Origin of the sequence: Salinirubellus litoreus, from assembly GCF_037335815.1 — an archaeon.
GTDB classification, from domain to species: Archaea; Halobacteriota; Halobacteria; order Halobacteriales; family Haloarculaceae; genus Salinirubellus; species Salinirubellus litoreus.
Map to the genome: position 1 here is coordinate 1,522,962 of NZ_CP147841.1, position 24,626 is coordinate 1,547,587.

Genomic DNA, 24,626 nt, shown 5'->3' on the forward strand with positions numbered 1-24,626 from the left:
GGAAACGCTTGTGGGGTCGACGGTCGTCACCCCGACGGTGAACAAGCAGGGTCACGTGCTGAACGCCCTCCTCCTCGCGGTGGGGCTGGGGTACGTCCTCGAGCCGGCCGGCGACCTCGAGACGTTCCGGACGATTGCGGCGGTGTCGGTTCCGGTCGTCCTCGGGGCGCTGTTCCCCGACGTCGACACCGCGTTCGGCAAGCACCGCAAGACGCTCCACAACCTCCTCACCCTCGCCGTGTTCCTCGCGTTTCCCCTCTACTTCGACAACCTCCGGTGGGTGTGGCTGGGCGTCCTCACCCACTACGTCCTCGACATGCTCGGGAGCAGGCGGGGGGTCGCCCTGTTCTACCCGCTCTCGGACCGCGAGTTCGGCTCGCCGACCGGCGTCACGACTGACAGCCGGTTCGCCAACCTCGTCACGCTCCTGGTCACGGCGCTCGAACTCGCCGTCGCCGCCTTCCTCGTCCACGTCGCCCCGGGGCTCGTTCAGCGGGTCGTCGAGGCGATACCGTACGCTCAGTAGACGGCGTCGTCCTCGAAGCGCCCCCCGTAGGCGGGGTGACGCGGGTGGGTCGCCTCGCGACCCTTCAGCACGACCCGCTCGAACTTCTGCCAGGAGTTCTCCCAGCCGAGGTGTGCGAACTCCGCGCGACAGCGCACCGCGTGGGACCACCCCCGTCGGCGGTACACCCGACGCGGGAGCCCCTCGCGGAACGCCTCGACGACAGACGGGACCGACGGCAGGGGTTCCTCGAACGCCGTCCACACCTCCCCGATGCTCCCCCGCAGGTGGGCGTACGAGGAGCCGAACGCCGGGAGCCCCGTCCCGCGAGCGATCTCGCCCGCGCGGCCGTTGTGGCGGGCCCAGTGCTTCGAGTTGTACACCTCGACGGCGTCCACGATGTGGCCGTACCGGTCGATGTCCGCGGCGTCGAGGCTCACCGTCGCGAACTCGGGGTGCGGAACCAGCACGACCGCGTTCTGTCGATCGAGTTCCCGCATCGTCGCCTCCAGTGTCAGGTAGTCGGGGATCGGCGCCGAGAGCCCGGTCGCGAGGATGTGCTTCCGGTTCCGCCAGCCGCCCGTAAACAGCTCCCGCGCCGGAACGACCAGCAGCTCCTCGTCGGAGAACGCCCGGGCCCGGGACTCGATCTCGGGCAGTCGCGTGAAGTGTGGGGCGTAGACCAGCGCGTCGAGCCCCCGGCGCTTGGCGCGGACGACCACGCGCTCGTCGAGCACCTTCACGTGGGGATCGACACGGAACTCGGTCACGCGCCGGGGTTTGTCGGAGCGGAATTTAGCCGTTGTCGTTCGGCGGACCCGTCAGGTGGATGGGCGGCTCACACCGTCCCATCGAGATCGAACGCCAGCGATCCCGCACTCCCCTCGTGACGGAGGAGCCGCTCCTTCAGCCCCGGATACCGGTAGCCACGGAGCGAGTCCGCCCCGACGACCCGGTGACACGGGACGACGAGCGGGAGCGGGTTGCGCGCGTTCGCACCCCCGACGGCGACCGGCGCGGACCCGAGCTCCGTCGCCAGCTCGCCGTACGTCGCCGTCGCTCCGTAGGGGATGCGTGCGACGCGCGCCCACACCCGTCCGGTGAACGTCTCGGGGTACTCGACGGTCAGGTCGAACCGTTCGCGCTCGTCCGCCGCGTACTCCCGGACCCGGCGACGGACCTCGGCGTCGGGCTCGCCGAGGAGCGAGGTGTCGAGGCGTATCGTGTACCCGAGGAGGTCGACGGCGAGGGATTCCATCGGAGCGTCGGTCAATAGAACGCCCCGAGTTCGGACTGGACCCCCGTGAGGACCCCCTCGTGAGCGAGCAGCGCCCGTTTCGCATCGAGGCCACCCGCGGCGGAGAACCCGCCGAGCGAGTCCGTCCCGACGACCCGGTGACATGGGACGACGACCGGGGCGAGGTTCCGACCGCAGGCCGACCCGACGGGCACCGGCGCGCTCCCGAGTTCGCTCGCCAGCTCGCCGTACGTCCGCGTCTCGCCGTACGGGATCGACGCCATCGCCGCCATCACCCGACCGACGAACGTCCCCGGGAACTCGACCGTGAGGTCGAACGTCCGGCGCTCGCCGCGGTCGTACTCGCGGACCTGACGTCGGATCACCTCGGGAGGCTCCGCTATCGCGTCCGCGTCGATCTCGAAGTCGAACCCCCGAACGGTGACGTGCAACACTACCTGCTCCGCGACGGGAGGTCTTCTACCTTCGGGCGTTCCCGCGGCCCCGTCCGGAGCGTACGCCCCCGCCCGGAACGGTTTAGTCCCGTCGTGCGCTCGCTCGGCTCATGTGGGAGTGCGCCATCGAGGGCTGTGGCCACCGGTCGGACGCCGCCGACGAACTCCTCCTCCACCAGGCGACCGACCACGACCCGGTCCGCTGTGAGATCTGCGGAAAGCGCGTCCCCGACGGGTACTTCGCCATCCGCCACGTGTTCGACGAGCACAGCCGGGCACAGTACATCCGGGCCTACGACGGCGACGCCGAGGAGATCAAGCGGCGGGAGGCGGTCCGCGAGGAGGTGGAGGGGGCGGTCGACCTGGAGGCCGTCGTCGAGCGACTGAACGCGAAGGGCGGGTAGGTGTTCGTTTCAGGACCCGGCAGAAGCCTCCAGTGCCGCTCGGCTCCGCCGAGTCAGGGTCGGGGGACGTCTCCAACGACGCGCCGAGTGGGGAATGCGCCCCGATCACGGGATGGGGAGGGACGTTCGCGGTCCGGCGGGTCTCGGGCGTTCTCCCTACCCGAAGGCGAGCCGCAGGACGAACATGACGACGAACGCCCCGACCGCGCCCATCAGACCGGATTCGACCGAGGAGCCACCCAGGACGACGAATCCGAGTAGTGTGCCGATCGAGACCGCGAGACCATACGCGATGGGGCGGCGAAGATCGGTCATGGTCGATCCGTTTTCTCCCACCCTGGAAAGCGTTTCCGAGCGGACGTACTCACTCGTGGAGAGCTGGAGGCCGATACGCGTCGGCGGGCGACAACTCGTGGTGAAAATCCCGGGTGATAGCCGTGTTCAGCCCCTGTCCGCGTCCGGTTAGCGCTCGCCTCTACTCCGAGCCTTCCGGGAGACCTGCTGACTCGAACCGTTCGGGACACGGCCACGCACCGCTCACCGTTCCTCGCTGTCCTACGCGAGCGAAGCGAGCGAGGAGGTCGAGGAGCGCTTTCAGCGCTCCTCACTGTCCAGCACGCGGATCTGGTCCCCGCGGACGGTGACCGGAATGGGAACGGTGGCCTCGTAGAGTTCGACGGTGACCTGGTCCTTGCCCTCGTCGATGCGCTGGACCTGGGCCTTCTCGCCCTTGAACGGGCCGGCGATGAGTTCGACGATGTCGCCCTCGGCGATCCCCTCGACGTCCGGCTTTGGCGAGAGGAAGTGCTCGACCTCCGTGATCGAGGACATCCCCGGGACGACCCCGCGGGCGTGGGGTATCTCGTCGAGGATGCGCTCGAAGACGCTCTCGTCGTCGGCCTCGACCATCACGTAGGAGGTGAGCTGGTCGGGCGCGAGCGCGGCGTGGATCGACGCCTCCTCGCGGTTCATGATCATGTCCGCGACGGTTCGCTCCTGGCTCGCGGTCGTCTTGACGGCGAAGATTCCCATCTCAGGCACCTCCGGGGACGAACGACATGAACACGAAGATGACGAACCCGAGCAGGCCGACCAGCAGGATACCCGCACCGGCGACGAGCGCGACCTGGGAGAACTCCTCGGTCGAGGGCGTACTCGCCAGCTTGAGCACGCGGGCGTACGAGGAGAGGTCTTTGGGGACTTCCATACCCGGACTTTTCCGCGCGGCTTTTTCTACCTGTTGGTCCGCACGCTACCGATACCACAGGTTGTGAGGATGCGACGCGCTGATCGCCGGGGGCCGAAAGTGTAGGCAGGAACGGGGGCGAGCCGTGAGTCCGACCGATCCGACTACTCCACGAAGTCGATGCCGCCGTCGGAGGTCGCCGTGCGGCTCTGGCTCCCGCCCTGCTGTGCCCGCTGTTCGCGCTCGGCCTCGCTCTTGCCGTAGATCTGCGGGCTCTCGACGCCCGTGACGACCACCATCGTCTCCATCTTCCCGTCGAACTCGGGGTTGACCGACGCCCCCCAGATGATGCGGGCCTCGGGATCGATCCGGTCGTAGATCTCCTCGACGACGCCCTCGGCCTCCTCGATGGACATGTCGGGGCCGCCGACGACGTTGACCAGCGCGGAGTTCGCGCCGTCGAACTCGACGTCGAGCAGCGGCGACCTGAGTGCGGAACGCATCGAGTCCTGGGCCTTGTTCTCCGAGTCGGACTCGCCGAGGCCGATCATGGCGACGCCGCCGTTCTCCATGATCGTCTTCACGTCGGCGAAGTCGACGTTCACCAGGCCGGGCTTGGTGATGAGTTCGGTCATCCCCTTGACCGAGCGCATCAGCACCCGGTCACAGATCTTGAACGCGTCCTGCAGGGGCAGGTTCGGTGCGAAGTCGAGCAGCCGGTCGTTCGGAATGACGATGACCGTGTCGGCCACCGCACGGAGCCGTTCGAGGCCGGCGTCGGCGTTCGCCCGGCGACGTTCGCCCTCCGCCGTGAACGGGATGGTGACGACGGCGATGGTGAGCGCGCCGGCCTCCTGGGCGGCCTGGGCCACGACCGGAGCGCTCCCGGTGCCGGTTCCGCCGCCCAGTCCGGCGGTGATGAACACCATGTCCGAGCCATCGATGGAGGCCTGGATGTCCTCAATGTTCTCCTGTGCGGCCTCCTCGCCGATCTTCGGGACGCTCCCGGCTCCGCGACCACCGGTCCGTTTCCGGCCGATGAGGATCTTCTTGTCGGCGATGACCTGCTGGCCGAGGTGCTGAGCGTCGGTGTTCGCCGCGATGAGCTCCGCGCCGTGGATGCCCTCCTGGGCCATCCGCGTCACCGTGTTCCCGCCGGCCCCGCCGCAACCGAACACCGTGATCTCCGTCTCGAGATCCGTGATGACCTCCGCCAGCTCCTCGTCGGTCATCGTCCCGGACGTGCTCGGCGCGGCGTCGCCCTCGGTTCCCTGGGTGGCCCCATCCACCCGGTCCTCCTCCGCCTCCTCGATGGCGCCCTCGATAAGCGAGTCCATGCTACCCGGCGCGTTGCGTGTGCCTCATATGTATCTATCGCCGGCGTCAGACGCTCGTCATACGGTTTCAGAGCTTCTCGCGTCCGATTTCGAGGTTCGGGCGTAAACCATTGAACGCGATATAAAAACACGACGGACGACTCTCCGCGTGACCCGTCCGCGTCTGACGGCGGCGCGCGGGGAGCGACGGACGAGAGCGAACGGGCCCCGGAGCGGCGGACCGACGACGGTAAACCGCCCCGTCGGCTACTCGTCCCATGACCCGAACGCACGCCGACCCGCCCTGGGTGAGTCTCTTCTCCGGCGGGAAGGACTCCTCCTGGGCACTCTACCGGGCCATCGAGGAGGGGCTCCCGGTGGAGCGGCTCGTCACCGTCCACCCGGAGGGGGAGTCGTTCATGTACCACGTCCCGGCGACCGAACTCGCCTCGCTCGCCGCCGAGAGCATCGGTATCCCGCTCGTCGACGTCCACCCGGCGGACTTCGAGGCGAGAGCGCCGGACGCGGAGACCTCCGGCGAGCGCGGCGACCGCGAACTCGAACCGCTCGAAGACGCGCTCGAACACCTCGCCCGCGAACTCGGCGGGCTCGGCGGGCTCACCGCCGGCGCGGTCGAGAGCGAGTACCAGACCTCGCGTATCCGGGCGATGGCCGATCGGCTCGGCTGTGAGCTGTTCGCCCCGCTCTGGGGCGAGGACCCGCTCGAACTCGCCGAGGCGATGCTCGATGCCGGCTTCGAGATACGGATACTTCAGGTGGCGGCCGCCGGCCTCGACGAGTCCTGGCTCGGCCGCCGGCTCGACGCCGACGCGCTCGCGGAACTGGAGTCGCTCAACGAACGCTACGGCGTCCACCTCCTCGGGGAGGGCGGGGAGTTCGAGACGTTCGTGGTCGACGGTCCGCACATGTCCCGGCCGATAGAACTCGAGTACGAGCGCGTCTGGGAGGGCGACCGGGGGCACCTCCGGGTGACCGACGCGCGACTCGGATGAGCGGAGCGGGGAACCCCTTGTGCCGTGCCCGATATCGGGCTTACTCGCGGTCCCCGTTGGTGAGGCGGGTGTGCGCGCCGACGAGCGCGCCGGCGAGGTCGAGATTCTCGAGGTGGGCACCCTCGTCGACGATGGAGTCCTGGACGTCGCAGTCGAGGATGGTCGCGTCGGGGAAGACGACGGAGCCTTCGAGCGAGGAGGACTCGACGCGGGCACCGGCCATCACGTGGACGTTCTCGCCGACCTCGGAGCCCTCGACGATCGCCGAGTCGGCGACGATGCTCTCGCCGCCGAGCGCCCACCGGACCGCTTCGAGGTAGGACTCGGGCGTGCCGATGTCGTACCAGGCGTCCTCGAAGGTGAACGCGTGGACGGGCTCGTGGGACTGGAGCCACTGGAGGAACCAGCCCGGCTCGTCGGGGTTGTTGTCGTCCGTGAGGTACTCCTCGAAGCGGAGCGACTCCCGGGGGAGCGCGTAGCAGGCGATAGAGACGAGCGTGCTGCGCGGGTCCGCGGGTTTCTCCTGGAAGTTGACGACCCGTTCCCCTTCCAGTTCGACGAGGCCGTAGGACTTGGCCTTCTCTCGCGATCCTACGTCGTAGGCGGCGAGCGTGGCCGTCCCGTGTCCCTCGAAGTGGTCGAGGAAGTCCCGGAGGTCGAACCCCATCATGTTGTCGCCCGCGACGACCAGCAGGTCGTCGTCGACCCCCTCGCGGTCGACGAGCTGGGCGAGCGCGCCGACGACCCCGAACTTCTCGTCCTCCTCGCTCGTCTCCTCGACCGAGAGGACCGGCTTCTCGAACCCGCTCTCGTCGAGATACTCCTCGAAGTCGCCGGCGAACCGCTCGTTCGTGCTCACGTACACCGTCTCGACCCGGTCGTCGCGTTCGAGCTGGTCGAAGATGCGGTCGATCACCGTCGTCTCCCCAACGGGGAGGAACATCTTCGGCCGGTGCTTCGTGATCGGCCACAGGCGTGTCGCGTACCCGCCGGCCAGCACGACTGCTTTCATAACCCGGACTGTTACTGGGGCGGGGTAAAGCACTTCTCATTCGATCGGACAGGTGACCGATCCCCTGAGGTACAGGGGCTCACGTACCGTTGCAGTCCGGATGGGTTCCTGTCGCCGGACCGTCGTCGGCGTGCCGGACGGACGGCGGTCCCCGACCGCCCAAGACAAGGGATATACGGGACCGGAGCCACCGCCCGAGCATGCAGGGCGCAGACCGGACGACGCGCCAGCGCATCGCCGACTTCCTCCGCGAGGACACCGCCCGGGCCGGGACGCTCGCCAACGAGTTCGGCATCACCACCGCCGCCGCGCTCACACACGTCGAACACATCGCCCAGTCGCTGGCGAGCGAGGGCGACGAACAGCTTCTGGTCGCCCCGCCCGAGTGCCGCGACTGCGGGTTCACCGACTTCGACGATCTCGTCAACCGACCGTCGCGGTGTCCGGAGTGTCGCTCGGAGAGCATCGAAGAGCCGGCGTTCCGCGTGGAGTGAGAGCAGAGACGCCGAACGCCGGCGCTTCGAAGAGGAGCCGGCGTTCCGCGTCGGCAGCGTGTCCCGACGGTGTAACCCGGACACGCGCGCCGCGGGGTTCTACGACCCGGTGAAGTCGATCCGCCCGCCCGGGGAACCGGTCGAGAGGTCCGCGTCCTCGCTCGGTCCCAGTGAGTCGAACGCCAGGTCCTCGTCGGTCAGGTAGACGTCGCCGTCGTGGACCGTCACGTCCACGCCGTCGAGGTACGCCCCCTCGCAGGGGCCGAAGTTACAGTACCCCGTGTCGGTCTCGAACGTCGCGCCGTGTTTCTGACAGACGAGTTCGTCGTTCCGGACCATCCCACCTGACCCCTTGTCGAACCGGACGTCCGTCCAGTGCTGACAGTAGTTCTCCCAGGCGGCCACCCCGTCGGCCAGCCGGACGAGGACGACCTCCACCTCGTCGAACCCCTCGCGGGCGGTGAACAGGAGCGTCCCGCCCTCGGGGATCTCCGAGAGCGCGGCGATGCGCCGGTCCTCGCTCGGTGCCATACCCGAGGTCGGGCCGCGAACGGTTCCAACCTTGCGGTCGGCCCCGAACCGCCACTACCGGAACCACCGAGTAGGAGCGACACGAAGCGGGCTCGTGACCGATCTCGACCGGCTCGAACGTCTCGGGAGGGCCTCGGGGGTGGCGTTCGTCCTCGTCTCGCTCGGGGCCATCCTCTCGGCGACGCTCGTCTCGCCGACGTTCACCTGGACCGGGAGCGCGCTCTCGGATCTCGGTGCGCCCGGCACGGCGACCGCGCTCCTGTTCAACGGCGGGCTCGTGCTCTCCGGTCTGGTCGCCCTCCCGTTCGTCGCGTGGCTCTACCGCTACGGCCGGAACGGCCTCGAACGGACCGGGGGCGCGGCCCTCGGCGTTTCGGCCGTCCTGAGCGCCCTCGTCGGGGTCTTCCCGACCGGAACCCCTCAGCACTTCCCGGTCGCGGTCGCGTTCTTCCTCTCGGTCCCGGTGGCCCTCTGGACGCACGCGACCGGCTCGTACCGCGCCGGCCAGGCCCGCGACGCCGTGGTCGGGTTCGTCTGCGGCACGCTCGATCCCGGAGCCTGGCTCGTCTGGGGACTCTACGTCCGGACGGTCGCCCCCGGGCTCGCCATCCCGGAGATCGTGGGCGTCCTCGGACTGCACGCGTGGGCGCTCTACACGGTGTTCTCGTCCCGACGGCAGGGGAGCGGGCGTACCCGGGAGGACCGTACCGACGGCACCGACGGCCGCGAGCGGGCTACCCCGGGCGGGTGGGATCAGTAACAGCGTTCCTCGACGCGCTCGTCGTAGAGCCGTCGGAGGAGTTCGGTGATCGGGCCGCCGCCGACGGCGATGCCGTCGATCGACTCGATCGGGCGAACCTCCCACGTCGAGCTGGTGAGGAACGCCTCGTCGGCGTCCCGCACGTCGTCGAGGTCGTACGCACCCGTCTCGACCGGGAACGGCTCGTCCTCGGCGAGTTCGAGCACTACCTCGCGCGTAACGCCGGGGAACAGGTCGCCCGCCTCGGGGGTCCGGAGGGTCCCGTCGGCGACGAAGAAGAGGTTGCTCGTCGCCCCCTCCGCGACGCGGCCCTCGACGTCGCGCAGCAGCGCCTCGTCCGGACGGTAGGAGTCGTTGGCGGCCCGCCGGAGTTCGAGGCGCGCGAGGACGCCGTTGAGGTAGTTGTGGGTCTTCGCGTCGGCCGGGAGCGACGCGTCGGGGACCCGTCGGGTCCGCACCGACTGGACCACCGCGGGGCCGTCCCAGACGTCCTCGCCGTCGAGTCCACCCCGTGGGAGGGCCTCCACCGTGACGACGACGGTCGGATCGACCTCCTCTTGGGGGGTGAGCGTTCCCGGCTGGACGCCCCGCGTGATCGAGATCCGGACGCGGGCGTCGGCGAGGTCGTTCGTGTCGAGGGTCTCGGCCACCCTGAGCGGGAGGTCTCCGGGCACCGCCCCGGGCATCCCGAGCGTCTCGCAGGTCCGGGCCAGCCGCGCGGCGTGGCGGTTCCACTCGAACACTTCGCCGCCGTACGCCCGCATCGTCTCGAACGCCGCGTCCCCGTAGCGGAACCCCCGGTCCTCGACCGGGACGGTCGCCTCCTCGCGGGGGAGGAGTTCGCCGTCGACGTGATACTGTACCCCGTCCGTGTCGCGCGTCACGACCGCCGGCTCACCCGAGACGGTCGTCGGCCGCCTCCTGCCAGTCCGTGATGCGCTTCTCCGAGATCCCCGACGCGTCGGCGAGTTCGGCGGAGTCGGCTCCGGCGAGGTCGGCCACCGTCTCGACGCCCGCGTCGGACAGGCGCTTGCCGTACGCCTGCCCGATGCCGCTGATCGAGTCGACCGGCTCGCTACCCGCGTCGGTCCCGTCGTCCGTCCCGTCGGTCTCCTCGGTCTCGTCGACCTCCTCGGATTCCGCTACGGACCCGCTCTCGGCGACGCCCGTCTCGGTCGACGGCTCCGGGGCGGCGTCCTCGGGCTCGACGTCCACGTCCGGCTCGTCGGGGGTCGGCCCGGCGGCCTCGGCGGGTTCGGCTGCCTCCCGCTCCGTTCCGGCGTGGTCGGTCACGGTGGTTCCCTCGGCCGGTTCGGCCGGCTCGGTCGCCGCGTCGGGGTCGGGCGGCTCCTCGGTGAGCGAATCGGTGGAGGCCGCCGCGTCGGTCCCCGCGGTCACCGCCTCGTCGAGTTCGTCGGGGTCACCGGCCTCGTCGTGCTCGGGCGAGTCGTCGGTCCCCGACGCCAGGGCCTCCGACGTCGCGTCGACGTCGGCCGACTCTTCCGGATCGTGTTCGACCCGGACGTCCGTCGTCCGCCGTTCGACCTGCTCCCCCCGGTCGGACCCGTTCCCGCCGATGCCCAACCACGAGCGGATCGTATCCAGCAGTCCCATGCGTAGGGAAAGCGGGAGGTGGTACTTAAATCCGTTCGCAGTCGAGCCGCCCGTCCCCGATCGGCCCTGGGAGGATGGCGGGCGGGGAGCGGTTACAGCCGCGACCTGAGCGCCCGGTTCATCGCGTCGACCGGGGCCTCCCGGCCGGTCCATCGCTCGAACGCCGCGACCCCCTGGTAGAGGAGCATCCACGCGCCGTCGACGGTCGTCGCGCCCGCGGCCCCGGCCTCGCGGAGGAGTCGTGTCTCGACCGGGCGGTAGACCGCGTCGAGCACCGCCAGCCCGCCGTGGAGCGCCGCCTCGGGGACCGGGGAGACGTCCTCCTCCATCCCGACGCTGGTGGCGTTGACGAGCACCGAGGCGTCGGCCAGCAGGTCCGGGAGGGCGTCGAGGGGGTGAGCCGTCGCACCCTCGACCGCTCCGGCGAGCTCCTCGGCCCGCTCGACCGTCCGGTTGGCGATTCGAACGTCCATACGCTCGTCGGCGAGCGCGAACGCCGCCGCCCGCCCCGCCCCGCCCGCCCCGACGACGACGGCCGAGCCCGCCAGGTCGACGTCGTGCCGCTCGAACGCCCGAACGATCCCCTCGGCGTCGGTGTTGTGTCCCGTCGGTGTCCCGGAGAAGTCGACGGTGTTGACCGCGCCGATACGCGCGGCGAGGTCGTCCGGCTCGACGAGGTCGAGGACGTCCCGCTTGAACGGGATGGTGACGTTCAGCCCCGCGATACCCAGCGCCTCGGCCCCGGCGAGCGCCGCCGGGAGCGCGTCGGGTTCGGGCTCGAACGTGACGTACCGCGCCTCGATCCCGAGCTCCTCGTAGGCGGCCTCGTGCATCGGTGGCGAGAGCGAGTGACCCACCGGGTTGCCGAGCAGACCGAACACGTCCATACGCGGTCGGGTCGGGGGCCGGTCGCATACGTGGTTCGATTCGACCGGGCGGCCCTACTCCCGCTCGTTGACCGCGAGGACGGGCACGTCCGAGCGCCGGATGGTCCGCTCGGTCGTGCTCCCGAGGAGGTACCGGTCGAGACCGGTCCGCCCGCGCGTCCCCATCGCGATCAGATCGACGTCGTGCTCGTCGGCGTACGCGAGGAGTGTCTTCGCCGGTGAGCCCTCGCGGACGTCGGTGACGGCGTCTAGACCGGCCTCCTCCGCTCGCGCCGCGACCGCCGCCGTCCACCGCTCACCGTCCTCCCCGAGCCGCTCGCGGAGTCCGGTTATCGACGCGAAGTCCCGGACCGAGTCGAGCCGCTCGACGTCGACCGCGGTGACCGCGTGGACCCTGGCACCGACCCGTTCGGCGACCGCGATCCCGTGCCCGGCCGCCCGGGCCGCGTGGTCGCTCCCGTCGGTCGGAACGAGGACGTCCGTGTACTCCCCCTCGAGACGGCTCCCCCCGGTCGCCCGGGCCGTCAGGACCGGCACCTCCGCCAGCCGCAGGACGCGCTCGGTGACGCTCCCCGCGACGTACCGCTCCAGGCCGGTCCGTCCGTGCGTCCCCATCGCGATCAGGTCGACCCCGTTCTCGGACCCGTACTCGAGGATCGCCTCGGCCGGGCTCCCCCTGACCAGCGTCGTCTCGACACGGTCCTCCTCGTCCGCCACGGCTTCGACCGCCTCGATCGCCGTCCGCCCCTCGGATTCGAGGCGCTCGACGAACGCCTTGTCCACCCCCCCGGCATTGAACGGTCCCGCCGCGGCCTGGACGTCGACGACGTTGAGGAGGTGTACCGTCGCGTCGAACGCGCGGGCGAGATAGACGCCGTGCTCGGCCGCCCGGACCGCGTGCTCGCTCCCGTCGGACGGGATCAGAACGGTGTCGTACATGGCGTACACAGCGTGGAGTCGGGCCGCACCCGATAAATAACGGGGTGTCCGGCACCGGTCGCGAGTACCCTCGTAGCGTCCGCCTGCTCTACACTGGTTCACTCGGGTCGCCCGTCGAAACGGCCGCCGGGATTGAGATCGGAGCGGCCACCACTCCGGCGTGCGACGCTTCACCGGACCGGGCGGGGCCGGTCCGGGGACATTAGTACCCCCGGCGGGAACGACCTCCCGAGCGATGTCCAGAAAGGCGACGTTCGAGGTGTTCCGGGACAACGCGGACGAGTGGCGGTGGCGTCTCGTCGCCTCCAACGGCAACATCATCGCGGACAGCGGCGAGGGATACCAGTCGAAACAGGGCGTCGAGCGGGGGATAGAGAGCGTGAAACGGAGCGCGCCGGACGCCGAGGTGCAGTTCCGCGAGGGCACCTGAGCGCGCGCCGCGTCCAGCGACCGTCCAGCCCCCGTAGCCGCCCAGCCCCGGCAGCCGAGCGGCCCGTGATCTATCCCTCTGCTACCGATACGTCCGAAACCGTCGATTTCAGGCCTCCAGTCCGGTAAATTCCGAACCAGCCGCTAGAATCCCATATCGAGTGGCTCAGCGGCCAGGGACGCGAAATTCGGGGGAAGGAGCCGTATCTTGTGAATTATAAGCGGTGACGCTCTGGTGGGAGACGAACGGAGGAACGCGAGGACGCCAGCATGAACTCGAAACCACTCCGGACCGTCGCTCTCCCGGCGATCGGTCCGGCCACCGGAGTCGTCGGATACCCATGAGAAGACAGTCGCTGCGGATGATCGGGATGGCGGTCGCGCTCACCCTCCCCTGGGTCGTCACGTGGATCGTCACGTCCGTCCTCCCGGTCCTCGCATCCCTCCTCGGCGTCGGGTACGAGGTCCCCGCCCTGTTCGCGGACATGTCCACGCTCACGATCGTCGCGGTGAGCGGGCTCTCCGTCCTCGGGGCGTCCTTCCTGCTCGCGTGGGGGGCCGAAACCGCCGAGAAGGACGTCCCCCGGGCGTTCGCGATCGCGGTGCTCGCGGTGCTCGCGGTCGCGCCCGAGTACGCCGTCGACGCGCTCTACGCCTGGAACGCGGGCGTCTACGCGGGCACCGAGCGCGGCATCGAGGCCGGTAACCTCGCCGTCGCCAACATGACGGGGGCGAACCGCATCCTCATCGGGATCGGGTGGGCCGGGATCGCCCTGTTCACCGTCTATCGTGCCGGGTCGTCGGCCGACCCCGCCGTCGAGGAGCGCTCCGGGGTCCTCGCCGACGTCGTGACGATCGACCGGGAGATCGGACTCGACATCGTCTTCCTGCTCGCCGCGACGGGCTGGGCGTTCCTCGTCCCCCTGAACGGAGGCATCGACATCCTCGACATGGCCTTCCTCGTCGGGCTCTACGTCGCCTACATCCTCATCATCCTCCGGGGCGACGTCGACCCGGCCGAGGAGCACGTCGGCGTCCCCGCCTACCTCCAGCGGTTCCCGAAGCGGAGGCGGATCTCGACCGTTCTCCTGCTGTTCGCCTACTCCGGGCTGATGATCTTCACCGCGGTCGAGCCGTTCGCCCACGGGCTCGAAGAACTGGGGCAGAACATCGGCGTCCCCTCGTTCTTCATGATCCAGTGGATCGCGCCGCTGGCCTCCGAGTCCCCCGAACTGATCGTCGTCCTCTACCTGGTGAACAAGGCCCGCTCGACCGCGGGGTTCAACGCGCTCATCTCCTCGAAGCTCAACCAGTGGACGCTCCTGATCGGGACGCTCGTGGTCGTCCACTCGCTCGCGCTGGGGCGGTACGGCGTGCTCGCCTTCGACCAGAAGCAGGCCGCCGAGATCTGGATCACCGCGGCGCAGTCGCTGTTCGCCATCGCCGTCCTCGTCAACTTCGAGATATCCGTCAGGGAGGCGCTCGTACTGCTACTCCTCTTCCTCTCGCAGGTGGTCATCGAGTTCCTCATGATCCGCGACGCCATCGCCATCGGGATCTCGAGCTACGAACTGCTGCTCGTCTACACCGCGATCTACATCGTCATCGGCGTCGCGCTGTTCGTCCTGCGTCGTCACGCGCTCGCTGGCATCCTCCGGCGTACCACCGGGACGATCAGCGAGGCGTTCTCGACGGGCGAGAGCCAGGCCCGGAGCGGCGACGACTGACGGACACGAGCCGACCTCGCACCATCCCGGATCCCCCGCCGCTCCCGCACCGACCCCCCGTTCGAATCCCGACCCCCTCCGGACAGCCCCGGCCGGTCCGATATCGGGAGGGTTAATCCCGACCGACGGGAACGCCCCGACGTGCTAGCCATCGTCGTCAGCAGGGACGACTCCGCCTCGGTCCACGTCGGCGAACACCTCCGGGGACTCGTCGAGTGGACCGGGCGCGTCGACGACGCGCGGCCCGACGCCGAGGGGGGCGGCCGCTACTACTCCGCACCCGGAGCCGAACTCCGCGAGTTCGACGACCTCCACATCCACCTCGAGCGGCCCGCCGAGGCGTTCTCCGAGCCCCCCGACCTCCTGGTGTTCGCCTCGCGGCACGCGGGCGACACCGGGGCGCTCCTGACCGCCCACACGACCGGGAACTTCGGCCCCGCCGACTACGGCGGCGAGCCGAACGCCCTCGCACGCGCCGCGCCGAACGCCCTCGCGGAGATTCACGATGCGTTCGAACGACACGCGCCCGATGGCTACGACGTCGGGATGGAGTGCACCCACCACGGACCGACCGAGGTGGGCGCGCCCTCGCTGTTCGCCGAACTCGGCTCCGGCGAGGACCAGTGGAACGACCCTGCCGGTGCCGAGGCGGTCGCGCGGGCGGTCCTCGATCTTCGAGGGACCGACCCGGACCGCGAGCGCCAGATCGTAGGGTTCGGCGGGGGTCACTACGTCCGTCGGTTCGAGCGGGTCCTCGCGGAGACCGACTGGGCGGTCGGCCACGTCGCGGCCGACTGGGGCCTGGAGGCGATGGGCGACCCCCGCGACCCGGCGAACCGGGCGGTGATCGCGGCGGCGTTCGAGCGGTCGGGCGCGACCCGAGCGTTGCTCGACGGCGACGGCGATTCGCGGGCGATTCGAGAGGCCATCGAGGCCGCGGGCTACGAGACCGTGGGCGAGCGGTGGCTCCGGGAGACCGCGGGCGTCCCCCTCGATCTCGTCGAGCGGGCGGAGGACCGGCTCTCGTCGATCGACGAGGGGCTCCGTTTCGGCGCGGATTCCAGGGAGTTCGACGGCGAGTTCGAGACGGCCACCCTGCCCGCGGACCTGCTCGGCGAGGCGGTCGGCATCGACCGCGAACGGGTCCGCGAGACGGTGGTCGACTCGACCGTGGCGTTCGAGTCGACTGAGAACGGAACCGTCCCCGACGGCCGGATCGCCGTCCGGGAGACGTCCGACCGCGAGTCGATCGTCGACGACCTCCTCGACGTCCTCCGGGAGAAGTACGACTCGGTCGAGCGCGAGGACGGCGCGGTCACCGCCCGGACGAGCGGGTTCGACCCTGAGAAGGCCCGAACCCTCGGCGTGCCGGAGGGACCGGCGTTCGGCCGGCTGGCGGCGGGGGAGGTAGTGGAAGTCGAGGGGCGGGAGATACCCCCCGAGGCAGTCGAGGGGACGACCGAGCGGCGGTTCGATATCTGAGGAGGACGAGGCTGCCCGCTGCGCCGGCGGTCAGGGCCCCGAGAACTCCTCCTCGACGTCGGACTCGCTGACGTAGGAGGCGAACCTGACCCCGACGAGGCTGATGAGGATGCCCGAGAGGACGAACAGCGCGAGCCGGGTCCAGACGGAGAAGGCGATCCCCTCGACGGAGACGGGCCCGAATTCGACCGCCGGGATCGTGAGGGGGGCGATGACGCCGCCGCGTTCGAGGAAGTACGCGGAGAACCCGCGGACGACGAGGCCGACGGCGACGACGCCGAACGGGAGGTTGAGCAGCGACGACCGGACCCCGCCCTCGTCGAGCAGTTCGTCGAGGAGGCGACCGGTCGAGGCGGCCAGCGCCGCGAGCGCCAGCCACGGGACGCTGTCGAAGACGAACCGCATGGCGACGAGCGGCGACGCCGGGTCGGCCATCCCCGAGACGCCGATGGCCCCGGCGAACATCCCGACCAGGGCCAGCCCCACGCCGACCACGTAGGTGACGAGCGAGACCTGCCCGGCGTAGAACGCCTCGCGGAACAGCGCCGGGAGCCGGGCCAGGAGGTCGTCGATGCCGAGGCCCTTGTAGAGAAGGAAGACCCCGATGACGGCCGCGATAGCGGACACCGCGATGGTGAGGCTGTCGGCGAGCAACAGCAGGAGGGGGAACACGAGCAGCGTCACGCCGATGGGGACCAGCACCGTTCCGCGGAGCTCCTCGTCGCCGAGGAACTGCTTGAGCAGGTAGTAGGTGGACTCGATGTCGTGGGCCTGCCGGACGACGACGCGGTCGACGGCGTCGACCCGAACCCTGGACTCGACGATCGGGAGGAGCCGCTCGTCCTCGGCGCTGTCGATGACCACCACCGCGGACTCCGGATCGAAGCGTTCGACGAGTTCGTCGGTCTGTCGGGCGACCGCGCGGTCGGCCGCGACGGCGTCGCCCGTCCCCCGGCCGGAGACGACGGCGACGACCGCCTCCTCGCCCGACTCCTCGAGGTCCCGCGCCACGCGGAGCGTCTCGAGCAGGCAGTTGACACGGGAGTCCTCCGGATCGTCGACGCCGACTTCGACGACGAGCTCGCGGACCGCCTCGACCCCGACCAGCGGCCCGTCCGGCGCGAGCCCCCCGCGGTCCACGCACACGACCAGCGTGCTCACTACCGGAGGGACGACCCCCGCCGTAAAAAAGGCTCGTCGATCGGCCGGGGATTACTCGACGGACGGTCAGCGATAAAGAAACCGGACAGTACGGGTCCCGAGGATCGACGAGCACGCGAGCGACGGGTTCGTGAGTGAGTGTCGTCGCCCGGCCTGGCGGATGGGGCGTCGGCGACGCCGGGCCCGTTCAGTCGAACCGGAACCGCTCGACCGAGGCCCCGGGGACGAGCGCCGAGGCGATACCCGCGCCGAAGGCGTAGGCGACGCTCGCGGCCCCCCCGCGAAGTCGCTGGAGCGGCGACCTCGAAGGGGAGAGCTCCTTCACGGTGGCCTCCTCGCCGAGCGTCTCCTCCAGCCGGTCGAGGGTCTCCTCGCGCGTGCCGAGCTCGTCGACCAGTCCCCGCTCGTGGGCCTCCCGCCCCAGGTACACCTTCGCCTCGGTCGCCCGGATGCGGTCGGGATCTTCGTTTCTCCCTTCGGCGACGGTCTCGACGAACAGGTCGTAGTAGTCGTCGATGAGCCCCTGGAGATAGCGCCGCTCGTCCTCGTCGACGTCCGTCGGGAACGCGCCGGCCTCCTTGTACTCGCCGGCCTTGAACTGCTCGTAGTTCAGGCCCACCCGATCCAGCAGCTCCTGACCCGTGATCCGCGACCCCCGGACGCCGATGGAGCCGACGATCGACCCCTCGCGCGCCCAGAGCTCGTCACAGCCGCTGGCGATCCAGTAGCCCCCCGACGCGCAGACGTCGGTCGTGTAGGCGACCGTGGGGCCGTCGAACTCGGCGGCGGCGAGCCGGATGTCGTCGCTCGGGACGACCTCGCCCCCGGGCGTGTTCAGGTGCAACAGGAGCGCCTCGCTCGCGTCGTCCTCGTCGGCGCGTTCGATGCGCTCGACGACCTCGTCCGCGCCGGGGCTCGTCGGCCCGGACGGTGGGAACGAGGGGCTCCCGCCGTCGCGGGTGATGGGCCCGTCGACGGCCACCTCCGCGACGTTGTGCGAGGGGAACCTCGCGGCGGCGAACCGCCCGCCGAGACGGACGCCGAGGACGAGCAGTCCGAGCGCGAGGACGACACCGAGGAGCCGGGCGAGGCTCCCGCTCGGCAGGAAGACGAACAGCACCCAGCCGACGACCGCCGCGAGGGCGGCGGTGACGACGACGAAAAACAGCCGACCGGCGGCACTCGTCCGGTCGGTCATGGCGTATCACGGCGCATGGTCCGACCTGCGGGGGGCCAACGGTTAGGGCTATCGCCCGCCCCGGTCGTGCGTCCGTCGGCGGATTCCGCTAGCCTGGGGTCGCGATATAGACCGTGGCGGTCGCTGACGGGAAGGGGAACTCCGGCTTGCGGATCGAATCGAGACAGGGTAGACGCCCGGGAACCGGGCCCGCGGGTGTGGCGAGTCTACAGCAGACCGGCCTTCTGGAGCTTCATCAGGTCCTCGGTGTCGAGGGTCTCGCCGTCCTTGAAGCTCTGGTAGATCTCCTCGGCCTCGCGCTTTGCCTCCTCGCGCTTCTCCTCGCGCTCGGACTCGCGCTCGCGCTCCTCCTCCTTGTCCATCTCGCGGAGGCGCTTCTGGACGCGGACGAAGTCCTCGTGGTGGCGGTCGGCGGCCTCCTGGGCCTCGACGAACTTCTCGTGCCACTCGTCGGCGTCGTCGCGGATGTCGTCGGCCTCGCGGTAGGCCTGGATCATCTCGTTGTGGTGCTCCTGGGCCTCGTCCGCGAGTTCGGTGACCTTCTGGTGGTGCTCGCTGGCCTTCGCGCGGACCTCCTTGGCCTTGGACTTGAGCTCGTCTAAGTCCTGGTTCTGGTCGAGCTTCTCCTTGCGGTCCTCGAGGCGGGTGCGCTTGTCCTCGATCTTCTCGATGAGTTCGCGCTCCTCGTCGCTCGAGAGCACCTGCGTCTGCTGTTTGAACTCGAGGTCCTCGATCTCCTCCTTGAGCTGGTCGACCGACTTCCCGTCGTTCAGTTCGAGCTCGTCCTTGAGCTCGTCGACCTTGTCGAACAGCTCGTTGGCCTTCGCGTTGAGCTCGTTGCGCTGCTGTTTGTGCTCCTGGACCTGTTCGTTGAGCTCGTCGCGTTTCTCGCGGTGCTGCTGGGCCTCGTCGACCTTCTCGCGGGTCTTGGCGTTGAGCTCGTCGCGCTTGGATGCGCGTTCACTCGCCTTCTGGTTGAGGTCGTTCCGCCGGTCTCGGAGCTGACCGGCCATCTTGATGAGCTGACCCTTCGATTTGTTCTCCAGGTCGTCGTCTGTCAGTGCTACGTTCTTGGACTCGTCAATACTCTCTGCCATGGTTATCGTCGATTCCATTACCGCTTCGGCGTTCCACAGGCGCGGCTCCCGGGTGCGGCTGCCACCGGACAAGCAGTTTCCCTGTCATCTGGGCGTCGTGCGATGCTGTCGAACGCCGGAGGCGTTCTGGTATCCTTCGGTACAGGGTAGAGGAATTTAAACGTTTTGGTGGTCCCGATCCCGGCGACCCGGCCCGTACCGCACCACAGCGGCGCGTTAACTGATACCACGGTAACCCGGGCGGTATATTAACCCGACCGGGTGCGACGGAGCCCGCGGATGACGGATCGGGATGGTCGCGCTCAAGTGTCGCGCCGGTCGAGAGGGGACCGTGACCGACGACCGAACGCGGCCACCCGATGACGAGCCGTCGGCGGGCGCGGGACCGACCGAGACCGTCCGTGCCCGCGGCCACGAGAACGTGGCCGGGACCCACGCGAGCACCTGGGAGCTGACGAGCGACGACTGGCTCACGCCGGCGGGTGACTGCATCGTCGGGGTCGAGGCCGACCGTACTCCGGCCGAGTTCGACCCGGCGTTCGTTGCAGCCTGCCGGGACGCCGACGCGACCGTCGTCGCGACGCTCCGCGCGGGCGGCCACGAGGCCGTCGTGACCGGCCGCGGCGACCCCGATCTCACCTTCGAGGACGAACGGAGCCTCGTGGCCCGGACCAGCGACTACGTCGACGACCGGACGGTGATGGTGGGCGCGGACGCGGCCGCCGCGGACCTCGACCGCGACCTCGTCGCCGCGCTCGCTGACGGGGCGGCGCTGACCCTGACCCTCCGCATCGAGCCGTAGGGCGAGGGATCGAAACCCCGCCCGAATCCCCGCCTACGAAAGCCCCAAGACCGCGCCGTCCGTCTATCAGCTATGCGACAGCAGCTCCCGCGCCCCCCCGACGGCGGCCTCCTGAACGCCGCCCGGTTCGGGGGGAACCCCCGTCGGTTCCTCGAGGGCGTCCAGTCGCGGTTCGAGGACCTCGTCGCGGTCCCCATCCCCGGTCGCGGTCCGCTCGTTGTCGTGACGAACCCCCGTCTCGTCCACGACGCCCTCTCGCGGCCCGCCGAGTTCCCGCGGATCGCCGCGAGCGGCTCCGCGGCGATGATCGCCGAACAGGGGCTCGTCCAGAGCGAGGGCGATCTCTGGGAACAGCAGCGCTCGATCATGGCCTCCGCGTTCGCGGGCAGGCAGGTCACCGCGTACGCGAACACGGTCGGCGAACGGGTCGAGGAGCTCGCCGCCGAGTGGCGGGCCGACCCCGGCGAACGGAACGTCCACGCCGAGATGACCCGGCTCACCATCCGCGTCGCCTCGGAGATCCTTCTGGGGGACGACATCGGCCACGAGGCCGCCGACGAGTTCCACGGCTGGATGCAGACCGCCGGCCGCGAGTTCGAGTTCTCGCCGACGAGCCTGGCTCCCGAGTTCCTCAGCCCCACCTCCGAGGAGTTCGAGGCGGTGGCCGACGAGATACGGGCGATGGGCGAGGAGATCATCGCCCGGCGCCGCGAGAAGCTCGCCGAGGACGGCGGCGACGGCGAGGAGCCGAGGGATATGCTCGCGCTCCTCCTCAGGGCCGAGGAGAACGGCGTCGAGATGCCGCCGAACCAGATCCGCGACGAGGTCCTCACGTTCCTCATCGCCGGCCACGAGACGACCGCGCTCTCGCTCACCTACGCCTGGGCGCTCCTGTCGTGGCACCCCGAAGCCCGCGAGCGCGTACGCGAGGAGGCCCGCGAGGTGCTCGGTGACTCGACCCCGCGGTACGAGCACGTCCGCGAACTCGACTACACTCAGCGGGCGTTCCGCGAGGCGATCCGGCTCTACCCCGCGGCGTGGGCGGTCTTCCGCTCGACGACCGAGGAGGTCCGTCTCGGCGACTACGCCATCCCTCCGGGCGCGTCGATCATCCTCCCACAGTGGTCGATCCACCGAGACCCGCGCTACTTCGAGAACCCGCGGGAGTTCGATCCCGACCGGTGGGCGCGCCGGAACCCGCAGAACGTGGAAGCGTACTTCCCGTTCTCCTCGGGGCCACACTCCTGTATCGGCCAGGCCTTCTCGCTGTCGGGCGCGACGCTCGCGCTGGCCGGACTCGCCCGCGAGTTCGACGTCGAGATCGCCGAGGACGCGCTCTCCGACCTCCGGGTGACGCCCACGCTCCGACCGGCCGGGGACGTCACGGGACGTATCGAGCCCGTCGACTGAGCCAGGACACACTTTCCTCGGCGCTCACGGCCCCGTTACTCCCGTCCCGCACCGATCCCGATCTCGAACCGGGCCCCACCGTCCGTCCCCTCGGTGACCTCGATCCCCCAGCCGTGTGCCGCGACGATCTCGGCGACGATCGCCAGCCCGAACCCGGTCCCTTCCGACGCGGTCGTGTATCCGGATTCGAAGACGTGTTCACGCTCTCCCTCGGGGATGCCGGGCCCGGTGTCCTCGACGTAGAACCCGGGGGAGTCCTCGCACCAGCCGACGCGCACGAGTATCCCGTCGCGACTGTCCTCGGTGGAACCGTCCCGATCGGCCCCACCGCCCGTGGAGCTGTGCGCCGCGCTCTCGTCGGCCGGAGGCCGACTACCCGTGGAGCTGTGCTCCACGCTGTCCTCGCGAGCCTGCGAGCGAGGGCTCGTCGAACCGTGTTCGACGGCGTCATCGGGCGAAGCCCGATTGCTCGTGGAGCTATGCTCCACGCTGTCCTCCCGAACCTGTGAGAGAGGGCTTGTCGAGCCGTGCTCGACAGCGTTCCGAAACAGGTTCTCGAAGAGCCGTTCGAGCCGATCGGGGTCGGCGTCGACCGTGCGATCGGTTTCGACCCGGAGCGTGGCCCCGCCGGTCTCGACGTTGGCCCACGCGCGGCGGGCGACGGCGTCGAGCGCGGCCGGCAGTGTCTCCTGGATCGCGTCCCCCTGTCGCGCCAGCGCGAGCACGTCGTCGATGATCCGCTGCATCCGCTCGTGTGCCCGAGCGACCGTCTCGGCGTGCTCTACCTCGCCCGTCTCGGTGAGCAGTTCGAGACCGGCCATCGCCACGTTGAGGGGGTTCCTGAGGTCGTGCGTGACCACGTCGGCGAACCCGTCGAGCCGCTCGTTCTGTCGCTGTAGCTCGCGCTCGCGCTCCCGGAGCGCCCGCTCGCGGCCGAGTCGATCCAGGGCGGCCTGGAGGTTCGCCGCGAGCACCTTCGCGAGCGAGACGTCGGCTTCCTCGAAGTCGTCCACGGTCGTCGAGCCGATGAGGAGTATCCCGTGGTCCCCGAGCGGGAGGTGTAGCTCGCTACGGATCGGCGTCTCCGGGTCGTGGACCGTCGGTTCGGTCCGGACGTCGCCGTACACGCTGGGCTCGCCGCTCTCGAAGACCCCCCAGGCGATGCTCTCGCCCTCCCGGAGCGTCGGCGGGTCACCGACGACCTCGCGGGTCCCTGTCGAGGCGGCCAGCGGGACCAGTCCGTCGGCGTCATCGTCGTAGAGATGGACGCCGTTCAGCGGGAGCCCCAGGACCTCGCACGTCGCTCGGCTCGCGATCCGGGCCATCTCCCGCCGGGTGTCGGCGGCCATCAGCTCACGCGAGGCCTCGTGGAGCGCGTTCAACCGCCGCTCGCGCCGCTTTCGCTCGGTGATGTCCGTGTAGATACCGTGTGCCCGCGGCTCCGAGTCGACCTCCTCGATGAGGACGTTCCGGAACAGGAAGTCCCGAACCTCGCCGTCGGCCGTCCGCCGTCGGATCTCCCTGACGAGCTGTTCGCCCTCCCGGGCTCGCCGGTCGATATCGGCGCTCTCCGAGCCGAACTCCTCGGGGACGATGAGGTCGTTGAGGGACACGTCGACCGCCTCCTCGGCGGGGTAGCCGAAGACATCCTCGAACGCACCGTTCACCGCCCGGGTGACGGCGTCGTCCCCCACGAGCTCGACGATAACTCCGGGATCGGGCAGGTGCTCGAAGAGCGCCCGGAACCGGTTCTCGGCGCGTTTGCGCTCGGTGATGTCCTGGTACACCCAGAGGTAGCCCGTCCGGTCGTCGTCGAACTCGACCGGCGTTCCGCTCCGCTCGAACGTCCGTCCGTCGACCAGCGCGAACTCCTCGCGCCGGATCGTCGCCTGGGTTGCGACGGCCTCGTCGGTCGTATCGAGGAACCGCTCCGACTCGACGAAACGATCGCTGACCTCCCTGGCGGCGGCCGCACAGTCACGGCCGACGAGCTCGTCCGGGGATGACTCGACGTCGAACAGCTCCGCGAACTCCCGGTTCGTGAACCGGATCCGTCGCGCGTCGTCCTCGACGAGAATGCCGGCGGGGATGTTCTCCACGAGCGTCGAGAGCACGTTGCTCGTCGAGCGGAGATCCTGCTCGCGAACCTTCCGCTCGGTGACGTCCTGGAACGTCCCCCGGAGCGCGACCGTCTCGCCCGCTTCCCGTCGCGCCTCCCCCCGCGCACGCACCCACCGGAGGTCGTCCTCGGCCGTGCGGAGGCGGACCTCGATATCGTAGCTCTCGCCGTACTCGATCGCCCGCTCGATTGCGGACTCGAGGGCGGGCGTGTCCTCGGGGTGGACGAACTCGAGCGCGTCGGCCACCGTCGGCTCGTAGTCGAGCGGCAGATCGTATATCCGGTAGGTCTCGTCGGTCCACCGCAGCTCGTCGGCGACGACGTCGAGCTCCCAGCCGCCCGTCCGGGCGATGCGCTGTGTCTGTTCGAAGAGGTCCCCCTGTCGCTCGAACTCCCGTTCCCGACGGGTACGCTTCGTCCGTGCGCGGGTAACCGCATCCGCGATCCGGTCGGCGAGCAGCGAGAACCGGTCCACCCCCTCGCGCCACCGGACGCAGTCGGTCGCTCCCGCCGCGATGGCATCGCTGGCGAACCCCCCGGATTCGTCGTCGATACACAGGACGACCGGGAGGTCGGCGGAGACGCGGCGGACGCGGCGGGAGAGTTCGAGAGCGTCCGCCGCGGAGAGCCCGTATCCGCCCACGACACAGTCGACCCGCCGCGCCTCGGCGGTCAGCCGATCGACGGCGACGGCCGGGCTGGTCGCGACGGTCAACGCCAGCCCGTCGACGCGTCCGAGGGACGTGGCGGCCGCCCCGCCCGACTCCTCCCCATCGACGTAGAGGACGCGTACGTCCCGTCGGGGGGTTCCGCCCATACTGCCACATTCTTTTACGGTGTAATTAAAG

At 69.9% G+C, this 24,626-nt stretch carries 27 protein-coding genes; 10 read left to right on the plus strand and 17 right to left on the minus strand.

Going from position 1 to position 24,626, the window contains the following annotated elements:
• Window positions 1-37: 37 nt before the first annotated feature.
• A complete protein-coding gene (locus tag WDJ58_RS07380) occupies window positions 38-526 on the plus strand; it encodes a metal-dependent hydrolase (protein ID WP_338917011.1) in 489 nt (162 codons plus the stop codon).
• Here WDJ58_RS07380 and WDJ58_RS07385 read toward each other — a convergent pair.
• The 3 genes from WDJ58_RS07385 to WDJ58_RS07395 form a co-directional block, all read right to left on the minus strand.
• Window positions 520-1,275 carry a PHP-associated domain-containing protein gene (locus WDJ58_RS07385; protein ID WP_338917012.1) on the minus strand — a complete coding sequence of 252 codons (756 nt, stop codon included), beginning with the start codon at window positions 1,273-1,275 and terminating at the stop codon, window positions 520-522. The genes WDJ58_RS07380 and WDJ58_RS07385 overlap by 7 nt on opposite strands.
• Window positions 1,276-1,343: 68 nt before the next feature.
• Window positions 1,344-1,763 (minus strand): methylated-DNA--[protein]-cysteine S-methyltransferase, encoded by a 420-nt coding sequence (locus WDJ58_RS07390; protein ID WP_338917013.1) that lies wholly within the window; start codon window positions 1,761-1,763, stop codon window positions 1,344-1,346.
• 11 nt (window positions 1,764-1,774) lie between these two features.
• On the minus strand, window positions 1,775-2,194 hold the full coding sequence (locus tag WDJ58_RS07395) for a methylated-DNA--[protein]-cysteine S-methyltransferase (RefSeq protein ID WP_338917014.1): 420 nt from the start codon (window positions 2,192-2,194) through the stop codon (window positions 1,775-1,777).
• 113 nt (window positions 2,195-2,307) lie between these two features.
• Between WDJ58_RS07395 and WDJ58_RS07400 the strand changes: the two genes are divergently transcribed.
• Window positions 2,308-2,601 (plus strand): DUF7565 family protein, encoded by a 294-nt coding sequence (locus WDJ58_RS07400; RefSeq protein WP_338917015.1) that lies wholly within the window; start codon window positions 2,308-2,310, stop codon window positions 2,599-2,601.
• A 156-nt stretch (window positions 2,602-2,757) separates the two neighbouring features.
• Here WDJ58_RS07400 and WDJ58_RS07405 read toward each other — a convergent pair whose 3' ends face one another.
• The 4 genes from WDJ58_RS07405 to ftsZ form a co-directional block, all read right to left on the minus strand.
• The gene (locus WDJ58_RS07405) at window positions 2,758-2,916 is read right to left on the minus strand and encodes a hypothetical protein (protein WP_338917016.1); all 159 of its coding nucleotides are present in this window, start codon (window positions 2,914-2,916) and stop codon (window positions 2,758-2,760) included.
• A gap of 279 nt (window positions 2,917-3,195) precedes the next feature.
• Window positions 3,196-3,633 (minus strand): transcription elongation factor Spt5, encoded by a 438-nt coding sequence (locus tag WDJ58_RS07410; protein ID WP_338917017.1) that lies wholly within the window; start codon window positions 3,631-3,633, stop codon window positions 3,196-3,198.
• Between the two features lies 1 nt (window position 3,634).
• Window positions 3,635-3,808 (minus strand): protein translocase SEC61 complex subunit gamma, encoded by a 174-nt coding sequence (locus WDJ58_RS07415; RefSeq protein WP_338917018.1) that lies wholly within the window; start codon window positions 3,806-3,808, stop codon window positions 3,635-3,637.
• Window positions 3,809-3,951: 143 nt separating this feature from the next.
• Entirely contained in the window at window positions 3,952-5,124 is a 1,173-nt protein-coding gene (ftsZ, locus tag WDJ58_RS07420; RefSeq protein ID WP_338917019.1) for a cell division protein FtsZ, read from the minus strand.
• A gap of 257 nt (window positions 5,125-5,381) precedes the next feature.
• Between ftsZ and WDJ58_RS07425 the strand changes: the two genes are divergently transcribed.
• Window positions 5,382-6,116, plus strand: a complete 735-nt coding sequence (locus WDJ58_RS07425) for a diphthine--ammonia ligase (protein ID WP_338917020.1) — start codon at window positions 5,382-5,384, stop codon at window positions 6,114-6,116.
• 40 nt (window positions 6,117-6,156) lie between these two features.
• Here the strand turns inward: WDJ58_RS07425 and WDJ58_RS07430 are convergent, their stop codons facing one another.
• The gene (locus WDJ58_RS07430) at window positions 6,157-7,128 is read right to left on the minus strand and encodes an NDP-sugar synthase (protein WP_338917021.1); all 972 of its coding nucleotides are present in this window, start codon (window positions 7,126-7,128) and stop codon (window positions 6,157-6,159) included.
• A 200-nt stretch (window positions 7,129-7,328) separates the two neighbouring features.
• Here WDJ58_RS07430 and WDJ58_RS07435 point away from each other — a divergent pair, with 200 nt between their 5' ends.
• Window positions 7,329-7,622, plus strand: a complete 294-nt coding sequence (locus WDJ58_RS07435) for a transcriptional regulator (protein ID WP_338917022.1) — start codon at window positions 7,329-7,331, stop codon at window positions 7,620-7,622.
• A 99-nt stretch (window positions 7,623-7,721) separates the two neighbouring features.
• On the opposite strand, the gene WDJ58_RS07440 is transcribed toward WDJ58_RS07435, so the two are convergent.
• Window positions 7,722-8,153, minus strand: coding sequence for a Rieske (2Fe-2S) protein (locus WDJ58_RS07440; RefSeq protein WP_338917023.1), 432 nt, complete (start codon window positions 8,151-8,153; stop codon window positions 7,722-7,724).
• A gap of 94 nt (window positions 8,154-8,247) precedes the next feature.
• Between WDJ58_RS07440 and WDJ58_RS07445 the strand changes: the two genes are divergently transcribed.
• Entirely contained in the window at window positions 8,248-8,913 is a 666-nt protein-coding gene (locus tag WDJ58_RS07445) for a DUF998 domain-containing protein (RefSeq protein ID WP_338917024.1), read from the plus strand.
• On the opposite strand, the gene WDJ58_RS07450 is transcribed toward WDJ58_RS07445, so the two are convergent.
• The 4 genes from WDJ58_RS07450 to WDJ58_RS07465 all read right to left on the minus strand — a co-directional run bounded on the left by WDJ58_RS07450 (window position 8,907) and on the right by WDJ58_RS07465 (window position 12,353).
• Window positions 8,907-9,797 (minus strand): aminotransferase class IV, encoded by an 891-nt coding sequence (locus tag WDJ58_RS07450; RefSeq protein WP_338917025.1) that lies wholly within the window; start codon window positions 9,795-9,797, stop codon window positions 8,907-8,909. The genes WDJ58_RS07445 and WDJ58_RS07450 overlap by 7 nt on opposite strands.
• Before the next feature lie 10 nt (window positions 9,798-9,807).
• Window positions 9,808-10,527 carry a helix-hairpin-helix domain-containing protein gene (locus WDJ58_RS07455; RefSeq protein ID WP_338917026.1) on the minus strand — a complete coding sequence of 240 codons (720 nt, stop codon included), beginning with the start codon at window positions 10,525-10,527 and terminating at the stop codon, window positions 9,808-9,810.
• 92 nt (window positions 10,528-10,619) lie between these two features.
• Entirely contained in the window at window positions 10,620-11,414 is a 795-nt protein-coding gene (locus WDJ58_RS07460) for a shikimate dehydrogenase (protein WP_338917027.1), read from the minus strand.
• 54 nt (window positions 11,415-11,468) lie between these two features.
• Window positions 11,469-12,353 carry a universal stress protein gene (locus WDJ58_RS07465; protein ID WP_338917028.1) on the minus strand — a complete coding sequence of 295 codons (885 nt, stop codon included), beginning with the start codon at window positions 12,351-12,353 and terminating at the stop codon, window positions 11,469-11,471.
• Window positions 12,354-12,588: 235 nt separating this feature from the next.
• Between WDJ58_RS07465 and WDJ58_RS07470 the strand changes: the two genes are divergently transcribed.
• From WDJ58_RS07470 to WDJ58_RS07480, 3 genes are all read left to right on the plus strand, one after another.
• Window positions 12,589-12,783: an HVO_2922 family protein gene (locus WDJ58_RS07470; protein WP_338917029.1), complete on the plus strand. Its 195-nt coding sequence runs from the start codon at window positions 12,589-12,591 to the stop codon at window positions 12,781-12,783.
• Between the two features lie 340 nt (window positions 12,784-13,123).
• Window positions 13,124-14,509: a sodium:calcium antiporter gene (locus WDJ58_RS07475; RefSeq protein WP_380660453.1), complete on the plus strand. Its 1,386-nt coding sequence runs from the start codon at window positions 13,124-13,126 to the stop codon at window positions 14,507-14,509.
• 141 nt (window positions 14,510-14,650) lie between these two features.
• Window positions 14,651-15,991, plus strand: coding sequence for a D-aminoacyl-tRNA deacylase (locus tag WDJ58_RS07480; RefSeq protein ID WP_338917030.1), 1,341 nt, complete (start codon window positions 14,651-14,653; stop codon window positions 15,989-15,991).
• A 30-nt stretch (window positions 15,992-16,021) separates the two neighbouring features.
• Here the strand turns inward: WDJ58_RS07480 and WDJ58_RS07485 are convergent, their stop codons facing one another.
• The 3 genes from WDJ58_RS07485 to WDJ58_RS07495 form a co-directional block, all read right to left on the minus strand.
• Window positions 16,022-17,152: a DUF373 family protein gene (locus WDJ58_RS07485; protein WP_338917031.1), complete on the minus strand. Its 1,131-nt coding sequence runs from the start codon at window positions 17,150-17,152 to the stop codon at window positions 16,022-16,024.
• A 187-nt stretch (window positions 17,153-17,339) separates the two neighbouring features.
• Complete coding sequence (gene sppA, locus WDJ58_RS07490) at window positions 17,340-18,350, minus strand: signal peptide peptidase SppA (RefSeq protein ID WP_338917032.1); 1,011 nt, start codon at window positions 18,348-18,350, stop codon at window positions 17,340-17,342.
• 206 nt (window positions 18,351-18,556) lie between these two features.
• Window positions 18,557-19,447: a coiled-coil protein gene (locus WDJ58_RS07495; protein WP_338917033.1), complete on the minus strand. Its 891-nt coding sequence runs from the start codon at window positions 19,445-19,447 to the stop codon at window positions 18,557-18,559.
• A 331-nt stretch (window positions 19,448-19,778) separates the two neighbouring features.
• On the opposite strand from WDJ58_RS07495, the gene WDJ58_RS07500 reads away from it, so the two are divergent.
• Window positions 19,779-20,249 carry a DUF371 domain-containing protein gene (locus tag WDJ58_RS07500; RefSeq protein WP_338917034.1) on the plus strand — a complete coding sequence of 157 codons (471 nt, stop codon included), beginning with the start codon at window positions 19,779-19,781 and terminating at the stop codon, window positions 20,247-20,249.
• A gap of 72 nt (window positions 20,250-20,321) precedes the next feature.
• On the plus strand, window positions 20,322-21,659 hold the full coding sequence (locus WDJ58_RS07505; RefSeq protein WP_338917035.1) for a cytochrome P450: 1,338 nt from the start codon (window positions 20,322-20,324) through the stop codon (window positions 21,657-21,659).
• A gap of 35 nt (window positions 21,660-21,694) precedes the next feature.
• Here WDJ58_RS07505 and WDJ58_RS07510 read toward each other — a convergent pair whose 3' ends face one another.
• A complete protein-coding gene (locus tag WDJ58_RS07510) occupies window positions 21,695-24,595 on the minus strand; it encodes a PAS domain S-box protein (protein ID WP_338917037.1) in 2,901 nt (966 codons plus the stop codon).
• Window positions 24,596-24,626 lie beyond the last annotated feature (31 nt).

Bases quoted from the DNA above. Each gene is read 5' to 3' on its own strand.
- WDJ58_RS07475 (WP_380660453.1), top strand. From the start codon at position 13,124: ATGAGAAGACAGTCGCTGCGGATGATCGGGATGGCGGTCGCGCTCACC.
- WDJ58_RS07405 (WP_338917016.1), bottom strand. From the start codon at position 2,916: ATGACCGATCTTCGCCGCCCCATCGCGTATGGTCTCGCGGTCTCGATC.
- sppA (WP_338917032.1), bottom strand. From the start codon at position 18,350: ATGACCGACCGGACGAGTGCCGCCGGTCGGCTGTTTTTCGTCGTCGTC.
- ftsZ (WP_338917019.1), bottom strand. From the start codon at position 5,124: ATGGACTCGCTTATCGAGGGCGCCATCGAGGAGGCGGAGGAGGACCGG.
- WDJ58_RS07435 (WP_338917022.1), top strand. From the start codon at position 7,329: ATGCAGGGCGCAGACCGGACGACGCGCCAGCGCATCGCCGACTTCCTC.
- WDJ58_RS07455 (WP_338917026.1), bottom strand. From the start codon at position 10,527: ATGGGACTGCTGGATACGATCCGCTCGTGGTTGGGCATCGGCGGGAAC.
- WDJ58_RS07465 (WP_338917028.1), bottom strand. From the start codon at position 12,353: ATGTACGACACCGTTCTGATCCCGTCCGACGGGAGCGAGCACGCGGTC.
- WDJ58_RS07430 (WP_338917021.1), bottom strand. From the start codon at position 7,128: ATGAAAGCAGTCGTGCTGGCCGGCGGGTACGCGACACGCCTGTGGCCG.
- WDJ58_RS07460 (WP_338917027.1), bottom strand. From the start codon at position 11,414: ATGGACGTGTTCGGTCTGCTCGGCAACCCGGTGGGTCACTCGCTCTCG.
- WDJ58_RS07425 (WP_338917020.1), top strand. From the start codon at position 5,382: ATGACCCGAACGCACGCCGACCCGCCCTGGGTGAGTCTCTTCTCCGGC.
- WDJ58_RS07510 (WP_338917037.1), bottom strand. From the start codon at position 24,595: ATGGGCGGAACCCCCCGACGGGACGTACGCGTCCTCTACGTCGATGGG.
- WDJ58_RS07440 (WP_338917023.1), bottom strand. From the start codon at position 8,153: ATGGCACCGAGCGAGGACCGGCGCATCGCCGCGCTCTCGGAGATCCCC.
- WDJ58_RS07410 (WP_338917017.1), bottom strand. From the start codon at position 3,633: ATGGGAATCTTCGCCGTCAAGACGACCGCGAGCCAGGAGCGAACCGTC.
- WDJ58_RS07505 (WP_338917035.1), top strand. From the start codon at position 20,322: ATGCGACAGCAGCTCCCGCGCCCCCCCGACGGCGGCCTCCTGAACGCC.
- WDJ58_RS07400 (WP_338917015.1), top strand. From the start codon at position 2,308: ATGTGGGAGTGCGCCATCGAGGGCTGTGGCCACCGGTCGGACGCCGCC.
- WDJ58_RS07390 (WP_338917013.1), bottom strand. From the start codon at position 1,763: ATGGAATCCCTCGCCGTCGACCTCCTCGGGTACACGATACGCCTCGAC.
- WDJ58_RS07495 (WP_338917033.1), bottom strand. From the start codon at position 19,447: ATGGCAGAGAGTATTGACGAGTCCAAGAACGTAGCACTGACAGACGAC.
- WDJ58_RS07415 (WP_338917018.1), bottom strand. From the start codon at position 3,808: ATGGAAGTCCCCAAAGACCTCTCCTCGTACGCCCGCGTGCTCAAGCTG.
- WDJ58_RS07470 (WP_338917029.1), top strand. From the start codon at position 12,589: ATGTCCAGAAAGGCGACGTTCGAGGTGTTCCGGGACAACGCGGACGAG.